This window comes from Mariniblastus fucicola (assembly GCF_008087665.1).
GTDB classification, from domain to species: domain Bacteria; phylum Planctomycetota; class Planctomycetia; order Pirellulales; family Pirellulaceae; genus Mariniblastus; species Mariniblastus fucicola.
Map to the genome: position 1 here is coordinate 4409641 of NZ_CP042912.1, position 18138 is coordinate 4427778.

At 54.0% G+C, this 18138-nt stretch carries 12 protein-coding genes; 8 read left to right on the plus strand and 4 right to left on the minus strand.

The features are described 5' to 3' along the window. Positions 1-173: 173 nt before the first annotated feature. The gene (locus MFFC18_RS16290) at positions 174-1382 is read right to left on the minus strand and encodes a hypothetical protein (protein WP_075086303.1); all 1209 of its coding nucleotides are present in this window, start codon (positions 1380-1382) and stop codon (positions 174-176) included. 267 nt (positions 1383-1649) lie between these two features. Here MFFC18_RS16290 and MFFC18_RS16295 point away from each other — a divergent pair, with 267 nt between their 5' ends. The 4 genes from MFFC18_RS16295 (at position 1650) to MFFC18_RS16310 (ending at position 7481) form a co-directional block, all read left to right on the plus strand. Then, positions 1650-2261 (plus strand): hypothetical protein, encoded by a 612-nt coding sequence (locus tag MFFC18_RS16295; protein WP_148618928.1) that lies wholly within the window; start codon positions 1650-1652, stop codon positions 2259-2261. A 194-nt stretch (positions 2262-2455) separates the two neighbouring features. After that, complete coding sequence (locus tag MFFC18_RS16300; RefSeq protein ID WP_084417411.1) at positions 2456-4045, plus strand: sulfatase family protein; 1590 nt, start codon at positions 2456-2458, stop codon at positions 4043-4045. Between the two features lie 221 nt (positions 4046-4266). Next, positions 4267-6048, plus strand: coding sequence for an alkaline phosphatase D family protein (locus tag MFFC18_RS25020; protein ID WP_157665251.1), 1782 nt, complete (start codon positions 4267-4269; stop codon positions 6046-6048). Positions 6049-6083: 35 nt separating this feature from the next. Continuing rightward, the gene (locus MFFC18_RS16310) at positions 6084-7481 is read left to right on the plus strand and encodes an alkaline phosphatase PhoX (protein WP_075086299.1); all 1398 of its coding nucleotides are present in this window, start codon (positions 6084-6086) and stop codon (positions 7479-7481) included. Positions 7482-7604: 123 nt separating this feature from the next. Here the strand turns inward: MFFC18_RS16310 and MFFC18_RS16315 are convergent, their stop codons facing one another. Beyond that, on the minus strand, positions 7605-7991 hold the full coding sequence (locus MFFC18_RS16315; protein ID WP_084417410.1) for a response regulator transcription factor: 387 nt from the start codon (positions 7989-7991) through the stop codon (positions 7605-7607). A 177-nt stretch (positions 7992-8168) separates the two neighbouring features. On the opposite strand from MFFC18_RS16315, the gene MFFC18_RS16320 reads away from it, so the two are divergent. Next, positions 8169-8846, plus strand: coding sequence for a helix-turn-helix domain-containing protein (locus tag MFFC18_RS16320; RefSeq protein WP_075086297.1), 678 nt, complete (start codon positions 8169-8171; stop codon positions 8844-8846). Between the two features lie 44 nt (positions 8847-8890). Here the strand turns inward: MFFC18_RS16320 and MFFC18_RS16325 are convergent, their stop codons facing one another. Together MFFC18_RS16325 and MFFC18_RS16330 are read right to left on the minus strand one after the other, a co-directional pair. Then, a complete protein-coding gene (locus MFFC18_RS16325) occupies positions 8891-10372 on the minus strand; it encodes a DUF1501 domain-containing protein (RefSeq protein WP_075086296.1) in 1482 nt (493 codons plus the stop codon). Between the two features lie 84 nt (positions 10373-10456). Continuing rightward, positions 10457-13378 (minus strand): PSD1 and planctomycete cytochrome C domain-containing protein, encoded by a 2922-nt coding sequence (locus MFFC18_RS16330; protein ID WP_238381340.1) that lies wholly within the window; start codon positions 13376-13378, stop codon positions 10457-10459. Positions 13379-13634: 256 nt separating this feature from the next. Between MFFC18_RS16330 and xseA the strand changes: the two genes are divergently transcribed. The 3 genes from xseA to MFFC18_RS16345 all read left to right on the plus strand — a co-directional run bounded on the left by xseA (position 13635) and on the right by MFFC18_RS16345 (position 18138). Further along, entirely contained in the window at positions 13635-14837 is a 1203-nt protein-coding gene (gene xseA / locus MFFC18_RS16335) for an exodeoxyribonuclease VII large subunit (protein ID WP_075086369.1), read from the plus strand. 331 nt (positions 14838-15168) lie between these two features. Beyond that, on the plus strand, positions 15169-16179 hold the full coding sequence (gene ilvC, locus MFFC18_RS16340; RefSeq protein WP_075086295.1) for a ketol-acid reductoisomerase: 1011 nt from the start codon (positions 15169-15171) through the stop codon (positions 16177-16179). A gap of 405 nt (positions 16180-16584) precedes the next feature. Beyond that, the gene (locus MFFC18_RS16345) at positions 16585-18138 is read left to right on the plus strand and encodes a pyridoxal-phosphate dependent enzyme (protein WP_148618929.1); all 1554 of its coding nucleotides are present in this window, start codon (positions 16585-16587) and stop codon (positions 18136-18138) included.

The following is an 18138-nucleotide window of genomic DNA, read 5'->3' on the forward strand; positions in this document are numbered from 1 at the left end:
GATTGTGCCAAGTTGGCAACCGGCTCACGGGCGTAATTCAGACCAAATACATGCACCAAACGCAAACGCAAGCGAGAGAGTCAACCAGAGGTGCGCGAACGAGAAAATTTCCCATCACAGCCGAACGGGCTCACTCGCTTCCGCGCCGTGCTTGTACTGACAGTGCAATGGCCTTATCGCCGGGTCACATAGACCGTACAGCCATCAGGCGCCGACGCCTTGAATTGGTCAACATCCGATTCCGATATCAGCAGAGATGAAACCGACAGATGAAACTCCTTGAGATTCGCGGGGATCTCAAAATTCCTGAGCTCATCTTTTGTCATTATCAATGAAACGACCCTGGCTGATGTCAAGTTCGGCATTTCATGCAAGAACTCGATTCCGCAAAGTAAGTCGGAACCAAGCGACAGGCTCTTGAGATTCGTTAGCTTGGCAAGCTGTAGAGATTCATCATTTGAAATCTGAAAACCGCTGATTGTGAGCATTTTCAAATTGCGAACTGCTTTGCAACCGAAAAATTCCTCTGCTGGAAACTTATCTGCCAAACCAACCGTCGCAAAGTGCAAACCACCAAGTTTCAAGTCGTCGCTTTGAATCGTTATTTGCGCGAAGTTGGGCATGTTGACCAAAGACAATGTCTGAACATTTTCGCATCTGGCAATCCAATTCAAATCTGACAATGGAATCATCGGCGTGCTGTAGCTACCGATAGAGACCTGACTGGCACCCGTCTTACGGATCGTCGTCTCAAGCCGTTCTAAATCTGCACAGGCCCCTGGGCCGAAGTGTAACACTTCAATGTGGTCCAGTCGGTCGGCAACGCCAGCCAACACTTCCATTTGCGCATCAGTTTCAATTTGCAAGCTGCGTATCTCGCCCTCCAACGGATACTTTGAAAAACCGCCAATCATCCTCGCCTTCCAATCGCTCAACGGCTTCTTGTCAACTTGATTGTATTCAAACCGTGCCACATCACTTTCGAAATTGACCGTGTTATAGGCATCCGAAATCCGGGCACCGCTATCGATCAACAGTTTGCCCAACATTCTCTCTTGTTGTGCTTCATACACTGGCCGCATCGTGAGTCCCATGAATACTGCGAACATCGTGAACGCAACCAACGCCGACGTGAGACTGAATCGCTTACGAATCAAAAAGAAAGCTGCGACAAGCAATGGAAGGACAGCGACGAAGATCACGCCCATCTGCATCCAGATATTGACGGATGCCAACCACCCAAAATGAAGAATGAACCAGATGAATCCAAGTTCAAAGATCAGCAGACTGATCAGGCATGCCAGCCGAAAAGTGCGATTGGCCCACCATTTGGCCAAGCCATTCTGCGAATGATCGTTCTCCGAAACGGTATTTGAATTCATGATTTACGTTTACCTTCATTCCTTTCCACGAATCCGCACCTCGCCGGAGTTCGCAAGACAATGTTCCAGCGAGAGACCTGCCTCGGACTCGAAGATTTTATCACTGTGTCGTCGCGATTGCACGCAACGCAAGCGATGAATCGCGATTTACTCGCGCGGAAAATTCATCTACCGTCGCACGAGCTTCCAGCAGAAAGCGATGGTCGTTCGATCACTTTCGAGATCTTGTGTTTACAGACGCGACTCACTTTTCCGGGTACGGGCACGATGCCAGACTTAGACTTCGATTTTCTCCGATCATTTTTCAGCCTCGGGGCATCTGCCGCAGCCCTCGCGTCTTCGATCTATCTATGGTTGTCGCGGTTCAAAAAGGAACAGCCCAATCTCTCTATCGAACAGGTTTCTCCTTTGCTGGCGGAGTTCGTGTGGCCGCGCAACTTCGCTGAGCTCTATCAAGCCATCGTTCCGAACGAATCCGAAGGACTGGTTTGTCTGTGGACCAACGTCGCGGTGATCAACAACAGCACCATGCCCAACGCGGTGCTGCAGATCGATGCGTGGGTTAAGCTGGCCAACGGGAAGTGGCAACCAACGATCGTGGACTTGTGTGAGGAAGCGAAACTTCCGATCAATGTCGAGCCACATTCAACGTCAAGATTGTCGTTGCAACTGGCAACGAAACTGCCTTACGATAGCACCCGATCAAGCAATCAAGATCGAGTCGACCAGGCGATGGTTCAGCTTGCCGAAAATCGCGACGTGAAGATTCGGATTCGCGGCGTCAAGCAAAAGGCGTTTCAGGCAATCGTTGTTCAACCGCGCAACCTTGCCGAAACGAAATTTGGTTTGTCTGCAGATGCGAGCAGAAGAGCCGCCTAGGCTCGCCGCAGCCGAACTTGGCCGCGATTCGGTTATCGGCTTCTTGGCGTCGGACTCTGGCAATCTTGTCCACGATTGTCTCGCGTTTCGCGAATATGCATTGGCAGCTGGATTCTGCATCCACGGGGAAACGGATGGCTCTGAAAGTTAGTTGCTGTAGAATTGTGGTGTCCTGATCACCATTTGGTACCGCAATGATAAAACTCACTCTTACTGTCTTTCTGGCTTTCGCTTTCGCCCAATCCAACCTCCTGTCGGCTGCAGATCAGCCTACGGACGAGCGACCGCCAAACATTGTCGTCATCATGGCGGACGATTTGGGCTACGGAGACGTCTCGTGCTACGGAGCCACTGAGCTTTCAACGCCGAACATTGATCGACTGGCGGCAGAAGGCTTGCGTTTCACTCGCGGCTACTGCAGTGCTTCGACGTGCACGCCGACTCGCTATTCGTTCCTGACTGGACGCTACGCGTTTCGCAAAAAGAACACCGGTATCGCGCCACCGAACGGGCCAGCGATCATTCAGCCCGGCGTCGAAACGGTTCCTTCGATCCTGAAAAAAGCTGGCTACACGACGGCTGTGATTGGCAAATGGCATTTGGGACTGGGCGAAATCGGCAAAGGCCCTGACTGGAACGGGGACTTGAAACCAGGCCCGCTGGAGATTGGTTTTGACAGTTGTTTTTTGCTCCCGACAACCAATGATCGCGTGCCGCAGGTTTACGTAGAAGACCACAACGTGTTGAACCTCGATCCAGCCGATCCGCTGTGGGTGGGGAACAGGAAACCAGCCGAAGATCACCCGACGGGCAAGACACATCGCGACACCCTGAAGATGGATTGGTCGCACGGTCACAATTCGACGATCCACAACGGCATCAGTCGCATCGGTTTCTACACCGGAGGCCACGCGGCGCGTTTTCGCGACGAAGATCTGGCGGACAAGTGGGTCGAGAAAACGGACACGTTCCTGGCTGCCAACAAAGAGAAACCGTTCTTTCTGTTTTTCTCCTCCCACGATTTGCACGTTCCGCGAATTCCGCATGAACGATTTCAAGGCAAAACTTCGCTGGGCTTTCGCGGCGATTCCATCGTGCAGCTTGACTGGTGCGTCGGCGAAGTTATGAAGTCGCTTGAGAAGAACGGTCTGACGGAAAACACGCTGATCATTTTCTGCAGCGACAATGGCCCCGTTATGGATGACGGTTACAAAGATGGCGCGATCGAAAAAGTTGGCAAACACAAAGCCGGCGGACCTTACTCGGGCGGCAAGTACAGCATCTACGAAGGTGGTTGCAGGACTCCGTTCATTACTCATTGGCCTGGAAAAATTGCTCCGGGAGTCAGCGACAAAATGGTCTGCACGATCGATATCGCCAGCAGCCTCGCGGCGTTAACGGGTCAGACGCTCGCCGACGACGCTTGCATCGACAGCTTTAATGTCCTCGACGCAATGTTGGGTGAACCGGAAGCGACCGGACGACAAAGTTTGATTCTGCAGGACAACGGCAATAAAGGAAACTGGTCCTATATCAAGCTTGATGGCGACAAAGCCTGGAAGCTGCATCGCTACGATCAGCAAAAGGCATTCAACGTGGTCGTCGAACGTAGACTCGCGACGACGAAGAAAGATCTGTTGGAGCTTTACGAGATCAATTCGGATCCGCAAGAACAACGCAAAATCGCGATCACCTCGGCTAACCCAATCCCGATGGAGTTGGCTGGCGAACTTCAGGCGGCAATCGATGACGGCGATACAGGGCAGGGCACGCGTCCGCGTTAGCCTTCAACATTCAGCTTTCCGGCCTTCGCCTCACATGAAGTTTTCTTGAATATGCCGCGACAAAACGGCGAAGTCGCCGCAAAACCACGGCATAGCGGCTCCAACGAGAATCGAATGTGAGCTTGCGCGTTTTCGAGTGGATTGATTCCAAACGAAGTCAAAGTAAAACATGGCTTCGTTTCGCGGATCACCACACATCGAAAATGACGTTTGGAATTTTAATGAGGTTCGTTCTTGTAATCGGATTCTTCTGCGTTTTGTTGTCGCCGCTGTGCAAAGCGCAATCAACGCCAGGAGTCGTCGAACGTGGTCACGCTCACAATGACTATCGTCACGACAGGCCGTTTTGGGATGCCTACGATCACGGATTCTGTTCTATCGAAGTCGATATCTATCGTTCCAACGACAAGCTACTTGTCGCGCACGACGTTGCGGAACTTCTGCAGCATCCGGGAACGCTTCAGGAACTGTATCTTGACCCGTTGCGGGAAGTCGTCGGTAAAAATGGCGGTCGCGTCTATCCGAACGGACCCGAAACAATCACCTTGCTGATCGACATCAAGAATGACGGCCGCGACGTTTTCCCGTTGTTGAAAGAGACCCTGGCTCAATACAAAGACATGCTGTGTTGTGTCGAAAATGACGCCTATCAAAAACGAGCCGTTCAGGTTGTGATCTCAGGCGATCGCCCCAAGGAACTGATTGGAAACGATCCTGATCGGCTGATGTCCATTGACGGACGCATGTCTGACCTGGAGTCTGAATTATCTCCGGAACTCATGCCGCTGATCAGCGATCGCTGGAGCAGCCATTTCAAATGGCGAGGTGAAGGCGAGATGCCCGATTCGGAGCGACAGAAACTACAGGACTTCGTTGCGACAGCACACGCTTCGGGCCGCAAAGTTCGTCTTTGGGCGACGCCGGAGTCGACCGCGGTTTGGAGCGAACTTTTGGCGGCCGATGTCGACATGATCAACACCGATCAACTTGAGAACCTCAAAACTTTCCTCGCCAACGCGGCGAACTCAACCGCCGAAACTGAAATTCCGGACACGGTGACTCGCATCGGCATGATCGGTTGCCATCGCCAGGACCGTCCTGCGCCGGCGTTCAATCGCTACTACGAATCCTCTCCCGACGTGATGGTCTGGATGGGAGACAACGTGTATGCCGACACGAAAAACGACATCACCTTCATTGAAAAATGCTACCAGCGAATGGCGTCACAGGTTGCCTTTGAAAAACTCCGCGAGTCGATCCCGTTCGTTGTTACCTGGGATGACCATGACTATGGACTCAACAACGCAGGAAAGAATTATCCGCTGAAGGACGAAAGCCGAAAGCTGTTCCGCAAGTTCTGGGAGATGGAAGAGTTCATCCCCGAAGATCGTGACGGCATTTATCACGCTCGCTATTTCGGATCCGGCGAAACGCGCCTGCAAATGATCATGCTGGATACGAGATACAATCGCGACGACGAAGGCGATGCCAGCGATACGCTCGGCGAAAACCAGTGGACATGGCTTGAATCCGAGCTCAGGAAACCGGCGAAAATCAGGCTGATCGCATCGGGATACCAGGTTTTACTGGACCGGGATCAGAAATTTGAAACGTGGTCAAAGTTTCCGGCGGCGAAGAAACGGCTCTTCGACTTGATTCAAATGTGCGAAGCCGAAGGAGTCATCTTTCTCGCAGGCGATCAACACTACGGCGAAGTCAGCCGTCTGCCGAAAGCACTTGGTTACGACGCCGTTGAGTTCATGTTCGCTGGCATCAATCAGGAAGAGCAACATGTTTTCAATTCGCATCGCGTTTCGCCGGTCGCTCACGCGTTGAACTCCTATCCGTTGATCGACATTCAATGGCAGCCAAGCGAAATCGATCCGCCGCATGTGATGCTGCGTTGCTACGACGCCGACACGAACAAGCTGGCACTTTCCTATCGAGTCAACTTTAGCGAGCTGCAGCGGGTGCAGCAGCGGAAACCAGTTGGCAAAAAATAACTGCAAGAACAATTCTGTACAAACAGGAACATGTCATGAGATCACGTCGCGAGTTTTTGAGTGAGTCCTTCTCGTCGGTCACCGGGTTCGGTGTAGCGACTGCATTGACGTCGCTGGGCGGTCGACTCGCGCTCGGCGAAACAGCCAAACCTGGAACTGAGCTGATTCCCTGCAAAGACGATACGACAGGGATTCCGCTGATCCGACTTCCCGAAGGGTTTCGCTACGTGACGACCGGGTGGACGGGCGACCCGATGAGCGACGGTTTGAAAACGCCATCAGACCATGATGGTATGGGAGTTGTCTCAGAAGAGAACGGCATCGTGACGTTGGTTCGCAACCATGAAGTCAGCAAGGACGGCGACGCGTGGGCGGTGAAGAATGGCGAACCGTTTGATGCACGTGCGCTCGGTGGTTGCACAACGTTGAAGTTCGATTCGAAACAGGGCAAGTGGCTTGAGAGTTTCGCGTCGATCTCTGGTACCAGCCGAAACTGTGCCGGCGGCGTCACGCCCTGGGGCACTTGGCTAACGGCCGAAGAAACGGTCCTCGGCATCAACGATAAAGATCACTACAAGAAAAACGTCAAACGATCGTTTCAGAAAGATCACGGCTGGGTTTTCGAAGTCGATCCGGCGGGCGTCAAGAAACCTGTGCCACTGAAAGACATGGGTAGATTTGTGCACGAAGCCGTTGCGATCGATCGTAAAACGGGGATTGTGTACGAGACCGAAGACCGCGGAACCTCCGGTTTTTACCGCTTTATTCCGAATGAAAATGGAAACCTGGCTGCGGGAGGCAAACTCCAGATCGCCGAAGTCGTCGGACAGGATGACTTGAGGGGCAGCGTGGAGAAACAAGCCACGTTTGATGTCCGCTGGCACACGATTCCCGATCCAACGGTGGCTCACACGCCCGGCAAAGACAAACCGGACGAGCTTGGCGTATTCAGTCAGGGCAAGAAGCTTGGCGGAACAACGTTCTCTCGTTTAGAAGGTTGTTGGAGCGGAAACGGAATGATCTACTTCGACGCAACGAGCGGCGGCATTGCCAAAGCCGGTCAGATTTGGCAGTACGATCCGCAGGCTGAAAAACTGACGATGCTATTCGAAAGCCCGGGCAAGGAAACGCTCAACATGCCTGACAATCTGTGCGTCAACCCGCACGGCGGTCTGGCACTTTGCGAAGACGGCGACTATGGAGACAGCAAGTATCCTCAGCGGATCCATCTTCTTTCGCAGGATGGCAAGCTGACGCCGTTCGCGCTCAATGATATTGAGCTCGAAGGCCAAAAAGGATTCACCGGAGACTATCGCGGCAAGGAATGGGCGGGCGTCACATTCAGTCCTGACGGACAATGGATGTTCGCGAATTTGCAGACTCCCGGGATCACACTGGCCATCACCGGGCCGTGGGAATCGGTCACGGGATAATCGTTCAACCATCGCAAAGTTGGTGACAAACTATTGCGATGTTTAGTAGGCAGCGCAATATGCGTTGCCAGCAGGATGTGCGGAGCGTTAGCAGATGTGCGGAGCGTTCGAGCCCAGCCGAGTTCAGTTGCGGTCTTCAGTCGGCGACGGTTCGCCGAGACGTTCCGTATCCTGCTCGCCGGGCTCGTCGATTCGGTCTCGCATTTCAATAATGCGCAAAACGACGCCGACGCGATTTGAGACGTCAAGCTTTTCGTGGATATGTTCCATGTAGTGACGAACGGTTCGCGGTTTGATGCCAAGCTCTTCCGCAACCTGGTTTCTTGTCATGCCCTCAAACAGCCTTTGGCAGACTTGCCGTTCGCGATTGGTCAGTCGAAATTTTTCAGAGGTAATCGTCCACTGCTTCTGAGTCAGCATCTCACTGCCAGGCACCGAAAAATCTGCTATTGAATCTGCAACTAGTTTAAGATGCCCTGCGTGGCTTTTGCCCATCATGGAGTCGCTCATCGATGCCTCATATCCTGATATCGGTCAAAGAAATATTGGTTTCGTCCGTGAACGCATACAGCCATCGAAACAAACCCTTTGATTCGAGTTCCTGGCCGTTGAAAGCGCTTTCTTAACAGGTTATTTTCTGCTCCAATTCAGAACAGGAACGGAACCGGCAATCTGAGGGCAATCCACATGCGACCGACGACTTCTCGCGGACTGAACGTAAATTCACACAAACTTAAAGAAGCAAGGAAATCGCTTGGATTGACTCAGGAGGAGTTGGCCCAAAAAGCGGAGCTGAGCGTGCGATACATTCGTAGTATCGAAGGCGGGCGTGCGTCCCCTTCGGGGCGAGTCCTCAACGAGATGGTTTCAGTATTTCAGCGGCTTGGCGAAGCCTGTGAGACCAAAGATTTTCTTGAACAGAAAACTGGCTCAAGGCTGCTCGAATACGCCAAGGATTTCATTTTCGGCCTCTACATTCATGAAGTGGACGTCATCAAAAATTGCCGTCATTTCCTGGACGACGACGTCACCTTCCATTTCTCTGGCGAACCCGAAAAGATCCCTTTTGCTGGCAGCTATCGCGGTATCGATCAGGTTCAAAATGCCCTGAACATTTTCTTTTCGATTCTTCAGCCTCCCGAAAACCACGATCCCAAGAATCATTACGAGTTCGTGCTCGCAGAGGACCAGGTCATCGTTTGGGGCGAAAGCTGGCTGCATCCGCACAACGCACCGATGACCGATCCGATCCCTGTGACGGTGTCGATGAAATTTGAGAACGACTTACTGACCGTGTTCGATGACCGATTCGACACCGCTGCGGCAGCCGAAGTCATCAACAGCTTTCGAAATCCAACGAACTAGGCCTTCAATTTTGAAGGCGGAAGTTTTTCAATGCCTGCTCCAGGCTATTGCAGCAGATCGTCCACGATCACCGGCGTGTTGGCCGGCCCGATAAGGCGTGAGTTCAAGCCCTGGTAGGGAAAGCTGAGCTTGTAAGGGTTGAGCCCCATCGCGTGCAGCAACGTCGCCTGCAAGTCCTTGATGTCGACGGCTTTCTCGGCAACGCCGAAACCGAGGTCGTCGGATTTTCCATAAGTCATCCCGCCTTTGAATCCACCGCCGGCAACCCACATGCTGAAACAGTCTGGATGATGGTCGCGGCCAAGATAGTCATGCGTGCCGTTGCGGGCTTCGATCATTGGCGTCCGCCCAAACTCGCCACCCCAAATGACTAACGTGTCTTCGAGCATGCCGCGCTGTTTCAGATCAGACAGCAACGCAGCAATCGGCCTGTCGGATTCGGCACATTTCTTGACAAACTGCGTCTTCATGTCGTCGCTTTTCCCGGTGCCGTGGATGTCCCATCCCCAGTCAAACAACTGCACGAATCGTACTCCCTGCTCGACCAATCGGCGGGCCAGCAAACAGTTGTTGGCAAAAGAACTGGCTCCCGGAACAGCGCCGTAGGACTCCAGCGTCTGCCTGGATTCCCGAGAGATGTCCATGACTTCCGGAACAGCGGTCTGCATCCGAAACGCAAGCTCATACTGCTCGATGCGCGTCTTCGTTTCGGGATTTCGAAACTGTTGGAACGACAACTCGTTCAGCTGATTGAGCGCGTCCAGGCTTTTGCGGCGCAGATCCCGAGACATTCCTTCGGGGTTGCTGACGTAGAGAATCGGATCGCCGCCGTTGCGACACTGAACTCCCTGAAAAACGCCTGGCAGATAACCGTTGCCCCAGATACTTTTGCCGCTCGACGGAAGTTTGCCGCCAGAAACCATGACCATGAATCCGGGGAGGTTTTCGTTTTCGCTACCCAGCCCGTAGGTGGCCCAGGATCCAAACGATGCACCGCCGAACTGGGGCGAACCAGTGTGCAGCGCCAGTTGAGCCGGAGCGTGATTGAACTGGTCGGTTCGCATGGAATTGATGACACAAAGATCGTCAGCAAGTCCGCCGACCAGTGGCATTTTCTCGCCCATCATGCGTCCACATTTGCCAAACTTTTTGAACCCAAACACGGGCCCCATCAGTTTTGGTTTGCCTTTAATAAAAGCAAACTCTTTGCCTTCGATCAGTTCGTCCGGGCACTCTTTGAGGTGATGCTTTTCCAGCTCCGGTTTGTAGTCCAGCAATTCCTGCTGCGGTGGCGAACCGGCCATGTGCAAGTAGATCACATGCTTGGCTGGTTTGCGATAGTCCGACAGAAATCCAGCCGACGAATCCGTCTTGCTCTCGCTCGATCCCGCACTTGCAGTTCCGGCCAGCAACTGCGAAAGCGCGGCCGCGCCCAGTCCGACGCCGCAGTTATTGAGGAAGTGACGCCGAGTGCGCATTTTCAGGTGAGCGTTGGCAAATTCCTGTTCGGGTGTCAGGTTCTTCATGGTTGTCTCGACAGTTTAAATACTTGATCGATGTGTTTCGACGTTGCGTGAACGGTGGTTCGTCAAACTTGAAATGTTGGGGCACTAGTTATTCAAAAAGTCGTCCAGGTTCAAAATTACATTCGCCACAACGGTCAAGGAGGCTCGCTGCAACAACGCTTCGGACTTGAGATCCGTCTCTCCCATCATCTTCGCCGCCGCAGACGGATCGGCTTCGAATCGCGCCAACGCTGACTGATACAGCTCGCTCAAAACTTCGACTTGCCAGGGTTTTGCGTCGCGATACAACGCCAATTCCAAACCGTGAGCAATCCTGGATTCAACATCATTCGACGGCGACTCGTTCACCATCCGATCTGCCAACGCCCGAGCCATCTCGACGAACATAATGTCGTTGAGCGTCATGAACGACTGCAGTGGCGTGTTCGTTCGCAGCCGTCGCATGCTGCACACATCGCGCGTCGACATGTCGAACGTCTCCAACAGTGGATGTGGCTGTGAACGTTTGATGTACGTGTACAGCGTGCGCCGATAGCGATCTTCGCCCTGGCTATCGACCCACGTCATGCCGCCCGTAAACGCGTTGACGATCCGCTTGATCGGGCTAGGCGGATAGACCGGCGGGCCGTACTTCTTCTGTGACAACAAACCTGAAACGGCCAAGGACTGATCACGAATAACTTCTGCCGTCATTCGGATTCGAGGGCCTCGCGACCAGAGCAAATTTCGCGGATCGATTTCATGAGCTTTCGAGTCCACCGATGGCGACTGTTGATAGGTTGCAGAAGTGACGATCTTTTTCAGCAACTGCTTCACGTCCCAGCCGCTGGCTTGAAAATCAACCGCTAGGGAATCGAGCAGTTCAGGATGAGTCGGCGGAATGCCCTGCGTGCCGAAGTCTTCTTCCGTTTCGACGATCCCGATCCCGAACAGACGACTCCAGTATCGATTCACCGCCACGCGAGCCGTCAGCGGATTTTCAGAGTCGAAGATCCAGCCCGCCATGCCCAGGCGATTCATCGGAAGTGTGTCCGGCATCGCGTGAAGCTGACTGAGCACTCCGGCCGAGACCTTTTCCTGTTTACTGGCAAAGTTGCCTCGGCCCATCACGTGCGTTTGTCGTCGTTTGGCCTGCGGAAGGTCGCGAAGCACCGGCACGCGAAGAGGCGTTTTGATCTGCTTCTTCAGCGAAGCAATTTCCGTGAATAACGGATCGAGCGTTTTGTCGCGGTACCGTTTGGCGGGCGAATCGACCGAAGTCGTAGCCACTCGCATTCGCCCCACGTTCAGCCGCGACCATTCGCCATCGTGCAAAACGTACAGCGTTACCTCAGTTTCCGGACCCGAATTCAACGGTTCTTTCAGCGTAAAAATTGCCTCGCGACGCACGCGATATTCGTCTTTGGGATGATTGACCGCCCAACCTTGATCGAATTTCTTGCCGTCGACTTTCGATTTGATCGTCGACAAGATGTGACGATTCGGTTGCGAAAAATCTGCCGCAGCATCTGAGAACTCCAGTAGTCGCTCGCTACCGTTTTCGTGAACTCCCAGCCGAAATTGCGTAACGATGAAAGCGCCCGAAGGAGCCCGACCGACTTTGCCGTCGTACTTTTTGTCAGGAATGACTTCGATGCGAAGTCCGCGGACCGTTTCGCCGGAAGGAATCGTGAACGTAAACCGGTACTCGTCGTAGTTCGGAAGTTTTCCAGTCGCCAGGATCGATTCGTCATCGAGCACTTCGAACTTCGTGCCGTCTCGCGATTCCGTTTTGTCCGGACGACGAACCGTCCACAGCGGAGGACGCTTTGCGGCCTGCTTTTCCAGGTCGGATATTTTTTGCTCCAGTTTCGCGTTCTGTTCAGCATATTGCCGCGGAAGATACTCAAGCTTGGGACGATCGTCACGCTTGTCAGCGTCAACGGTCTGATTGAAAAAGTCCAACAGCTGGTAGTATTCTGTTTGGCTGATCGGATCGTACTTGTGCGAGTGACATTCGGCGCAACGAACTGTTAATCCCATGAACGCGTTGAGCGTCGTGCTGAGTCGATCTTTGACGGCGATGGTGCGAAACTCTTCGTCGTTCGTCCCGCCTTCGTTATTGTTGAGCGTGTTGCGGTGAAAGGCGGTGGCCAATTGCTGCTGTGCTGTAGACTCGGGCAACAAATCACCGGCCAGCATTTCAGTGACCAGTTGATCGTAAGGCCTGTTTTCCGCGATGGCATCGATCAACCAGTCTCGCCACGGCCAGATCTCGCGATACTCATCGCCGGAGTAACCCACGGTGTCGGCGTAGCGAGCCAGATCCAGCCACATCGAAGTCCAGTGCTCTCCGTAGGCTTCGGAATCCAAAAGCAGATCAACGACGTTGGCGTAGTTTTCCTCGGTCGCTTCGAGCAGAAAAGCATCAATCGCCGCGACCGTCGCCTCATCGTGAACCGACGGCGGCAAACCGGTCAGATCCAACGACAACCGTCGCATCAACGCATTCGGTTTGGCGGGCGGATTCTGCGTAAGCCCGGCCTTCTGAACTTCGGATAAAATAAAGTTATCGATTTCGTTGTGAACACGTCCAGCGGTGACTTCCGGAGGCTCATGTTGCTTGGGAGCAACGAAGGCCCAATGTGTTTCGTACCCGCCGCCTTGTTCGATCCAACGTCTGAGTAAATCGATCTCTTCTTTGGTCAACCCGTCGCCGTGCTCCATCGGCGGCATGCGAGAGTCCTCGTCGTCTGTTTCGACGCGTGCGATCAGTTCGCTTTCATCCGGTTCGCCGGGCACAATCGAATCCATTTCGGTCGCGCCTTCGAAAGTATCAAGCCGCAAGTCCGCGTGGCGGTCGCCTTCGTCAGGTCCGTGACAGGAGATGCATTTCGACGACAGGATGGGACGGATGTCGTCGTTGAAGCTAATCTGATCCGACTGCTGTTGCGAAAAACAATGCGAAACGAAACAGACGGTCAGCACCAAACTGCCCAGCAAGTTGGCGAATTGAGATTTGATCATCGTTGATGTTCTAAAGTCCATTGATGTCTCAGAGTATCGGTTGCCCTGGGTGCATGGTAAAACCAAAGCGGCAAGTTGCAGATCCAATTATAGCCGCGGTGCGTTTTTCAGGTCGATTGCAAGTTTTCTGGTGAAGAAGCTGACATTGCAGAAGCCAAAACCGGCACGACGCAGGCTGCTGGGAGCAATTGAATGCCAAGTCGAAACCGCTTCGGCACGCTGTCGTGACTCCAAACACTATTTATCTACTCGCAACATGAAACCAGTTTCTGTTTCCGTTCTGACCGACGCCATTCGTCACACGCTCAACCAGAAGTTTGGACGTGTGTTCGTAGCTGCAGAGATTTCCGGAATCACGCGTCCACAATCCGGCCACATCTACCTGACTTTAAAAGACGAGTTTGCCCAGATCAGCGGCGTGGTTTGGCGGACGACCGCGGAGCAGTTGAAGTTTGATCTTGAGGACGGTCAGAAAGTTGTCTGCGGCGGCTACGTTGATCTCTATCCGCAGCGTGGCACGTATCAGCTGATCATTCAGCAAGTGCAACCTGTCGGCATCGGTGAGCTGGAGCTGGCGTTTCGACAGCTGCATGCGAAGCTGAAGAACGAAGGACTGTTCTCTCCCGAGCACAAGAAAACGCTGCCTCGTTATCCGCGCCGCGTCGCGTTGGTCACCAGTCCGACGGGAGCCGCGATTCGCGATTTCCTTCAGGTGCTGCATCGACGTTGGAAGAATATCGAAGTTACCGTGCTGCCGGTGAAAGTTCAGGGCCCCGGTTCGGCGAACCAGATCGCGGCGGCGATTCGCTCAATTTCCAGGATGGCCGAGTCACCGGATGTCGTTGTCGTCACGCGCGGCGGCGGAAGCAAAGAAGACCTCTGGAGCTTCAACGAGGAATCAGTTTGCCGCGCCGTGTTTGATTGCCCGGTTCCGGTGATCAGCGCCGTTGGCCACGAAGTCGATGTCGCCCTCTCGGATCTGGTGGCTGACGTGCGAGCGCTGACGCCTTCGGAAGCCGCCGAACGTCTGGTGCCCGATCAGGCCGAATTCCTGAAACAGCTGGACAACGTACGCACTCGAATGACGCGGGCGCTTCGTGATCGGCTGGAGTCGGCAACGACAGAGCTGGAACAAATCGCCGCCCGTCCCGTATTCTCGCGGCCGATGGTATTGGTCGAGCGAAATGCTCAACTGGTCGATGAACTACAACGCCGCATGAACCTCGCGATGAAACGCCAAACCGAGATCGCGTCGAGCGAAGTTGGCTCTCTGGCAGGACGGCTCGATTCCATCAACCCGCTCGCAGTTCTGTCCCGCGGCTACAGCCTGACGTCGAAAGTCGATGGCGAGAGTCGAACCCTTGTCGGTGATTCCGGCATGCTGACCGAAGGAGACGAAATCGAAACTCGGCTCGCTCAGGGAACCGTAACCAGCAAAGTAGTCAAGACAAACCGGTAGATCACGATGACTTGCAGATTCGATTTTCAATTTGACGATCGCTCGACCAGATTGCTTTCACGAGGAGAGACTATAAATATCCTAAGATGCTATTTCTCTTTATTGCCGGTAATGGCCAGTTTATATGGGACGCAGCCGCCCAAAAATTAGTGAAACCAGACTCTCGCAGACAGGCTGCCCGCACAGCGGGAGCATCGCTCCCCACAAGACCACTCTAGGTCCGCTGCTTGCGCACAGGGGCGGCAAAGTTGACAACGGTGCGGGTGTCTTTAAGAATGCTTGATCAATTTTCACCACCACTGTCGCCCGACACGGGCTCAGGAGACCAACCATGCCAACCATGTATTTCGAAAAAGACGTTAATTCCCAGGCCCTCGACGGCAAATGTGTCGCCGTGATCGGCTACGGCAGCCAGGGACGCGGCCAGTCGCTCAACCTTCGCGACAGTGGAATTAATGTGATTCTCGGGCTACGTGAAGGCGGCAAAAGTTGGGACGCCGCAAAACAGGATGGCTGGGAACCAAAAACAATCGAAGACGCTGCCAAGGAAGCTGACATCATCTGCATGTTGACGCCGGACCTTTCGCAGCCGGGCACCTACAAGGAATCAATCGAGCCGAACCTGAAAGACGGCGCGACGATCCTGTTTTCGCACGGCTTTAACATTCGCTACGAAAGCATCGTCGTTCCTGAACAGTACAACGTCATCATGGTGGCTCCAAAGGGCCCTGGTGGTTTGGTGCGAACTCAGTACGAAGAAGGCGCTGGAGTTCCTGCCTTGATCGCGATCCATCAGGACGCGACGGGCACAGCAAAAGAGCTTGGTCTGGCCTACGCCTGGGGCGTTGGAGCAGCTCGAGCCGGAGTCATCGAAACGACTTTCGCAGAAGAAACAGAAACGGATCTCTTCGGTGAGCAAGCGGTTCTTTGCGGCGGACTTAGCGAGCTGATCGTTGCGGGCTGGGAGACGCTGGTCGAAGCAGGCTACCAACCGGAAGTCGCTTACTTTGAGTGTCTGCACGAAGTGAAACTGATCGTCGATTTGATTTTCGAAGGTGGCATCGAGCGAATGCTTGAATTTGTCAGCGACACGGCGGCCTGGGGCGATTTCGTGGCTGGCAAACGAGTGATTGGTGCGGAATCACGTGCGGCGATGAAAGAGCTGCTGGCTGAAATTCAGGACGGTCGATTTGCAAAGCGTTGGATGGAAGAAGAAGCCAACGGCTATCCGGAATTCAAGAAGCAATACGAAGCCGACTGTTCCCACAAGATTGAAGTCTGCGGTAAGGAATTGCGGAAGCATTTCTCATGGCTGGAGCAGGAAGAAGAAGTCGCCAGCTAACGTTGGCGCGGTGTGGCACAGGCTTTCACAGAAGGTTGTCGGTCAGCCGCATGAAGGTGGCATAGGCTTCCAGCCTGTGATTGCATTATTGGTTTGCTCTCGTCATTGCATCGATTTGTTATTGCTCTGGCGATTGCATACCGAACCCGGCCGACACTCATCCTGTCCGTAGTGGCGGCTTCCAGCCGCCTCTTTGCCGAAACCGATAGTCGCGACTCCGCCGCCACGCGGTTCTATACCCCAACCCAAGCGACATTTTCGGAAGTTTGGCCAAACCACTGGCATTGCGACGGCTGGAAGCCGTCACTACAACCGAATTTCGACGGTTGGAAGCCGTCACCACGACGAACTCCGAACAACTGCAAAAAGCTCTCGCTTAACCAATCCTCAGGCTCGTGGTTCACCATGAACACCAACGCCACCAACCAGGAACTCTGTGCACTCTCTGACAAAGAGCTCCTGACACGTCTGTCATTCGAGACCCGAGCGGCCAGCCGGATCTACGAAGTCGAAGGACAAACGCGCTGCGATTCAGTCGTGCTCGACAGCGGATGCGAGCTGCTGCTCAAGCGGGAAGACCTTTCGAAAGTCCACAGCTACAAGTGGCGTGGCTCGTACAACAAGATCGCGTCGCTGGTCGAGAAGGGTTTCGGCGGCGACCTTGTTTGTGCTTCCGCCGGCAATCACGCACAAGGCGTTGCACTGACAGCAGCCAGGCTGAAGTTCAAAGCCACGATCTTCATGCCGCTCTCGACGCCATTGGTGAAACAACAAGCCGTCCGCAGACTTGGCGGGCCCTTCGTGGAGATCCGACTTTGCGGCGATTCTTTTGACCAAGCCTCCGCAGAGGCTTATCGCTTCGCGGAGGCAAACGGCGCTGAAATGATCGCGCCCTACGATGACATCAAAGTCGTCGCCGGACAGTCGATGATCGGTGTCGAACTAAGCAACGCGTTGCGCCGAACGCCGACCCATGCCTTTTTGGAAATTGGTGGCGGCGGAATGGCAGCAGGCGTGGCTTCTGTTTTGCGAAAGAAGTTTCCAGCGATCAAAATCATTGGTGTCGAAGCCGCGGGTCAAAATAGCATGGGCATCTCGGTTACCGCGGGCTCGCGCCAGACGCTGGAAGAACTCGATCGCTTCTGCGACGGAACCGCAGTGGCGACGCCGGGCGAGCTTCCGTTTCGGCTGTGCAGCCTGCTGCTGGACGAGTTCATGACGGCGTCGAACGACGAAGTTTGCCAGGCGATTCAGTTCCTCTGGCAGAAGAACCGAATCATGGTCGAGCCATCAGCGGCACTCGGCGTCGCGGCAGCCCAGAAGTACGGACTGACAGACGATGACTATGCACTCACCGTGCTTTCCGGTTCCAACGTCGACTTCATGGCGTTGCCCAAAATCGCCAAACGCGGTCAGCTCGATCGTCCCGAAGAACGCTTCTTCTGCTTTGAGATCGGCGAGCAACCAGGAGCTCTGATCGGATTGTTGGATCAGTTCTTCTCCAACATGAACATCATCGATTTCCAATACGGAAAAGTCGCCAACGAAGTAGCTCGCCCGGTGATCGGCGTCGAAGTTCCTGCTTCCGATGCCAAGGAGTTGGAAGTCTTCTTTCAACGCGACGACTTGCCGCCGCACGAAGAAGTCACCGGTCAGGCGGCGACCGAATTTCGCGTGATCCCGTTCAGGCCGGACACGCTGAATCACCCGTTCTTTGCCGTTGTTACTTTCTCGAACCGACCGGGAGCGCTTCGCGAGTTCATGCGAGGCGCGAGCAAACACGCGAATGTTTGCTACATGAACTACACCGACTCGGGTCAGACTGAAGGCCAGGCGTTGATGGGTTTTGAGTTCGATGACGAATCGAAGAAAACCGACTTTCAACAATGGCTGACCACCGACGACATTCGCCATGAGCCGATTGACATCGAGCAGGTACTGCACTCCGCGATTGAGTAG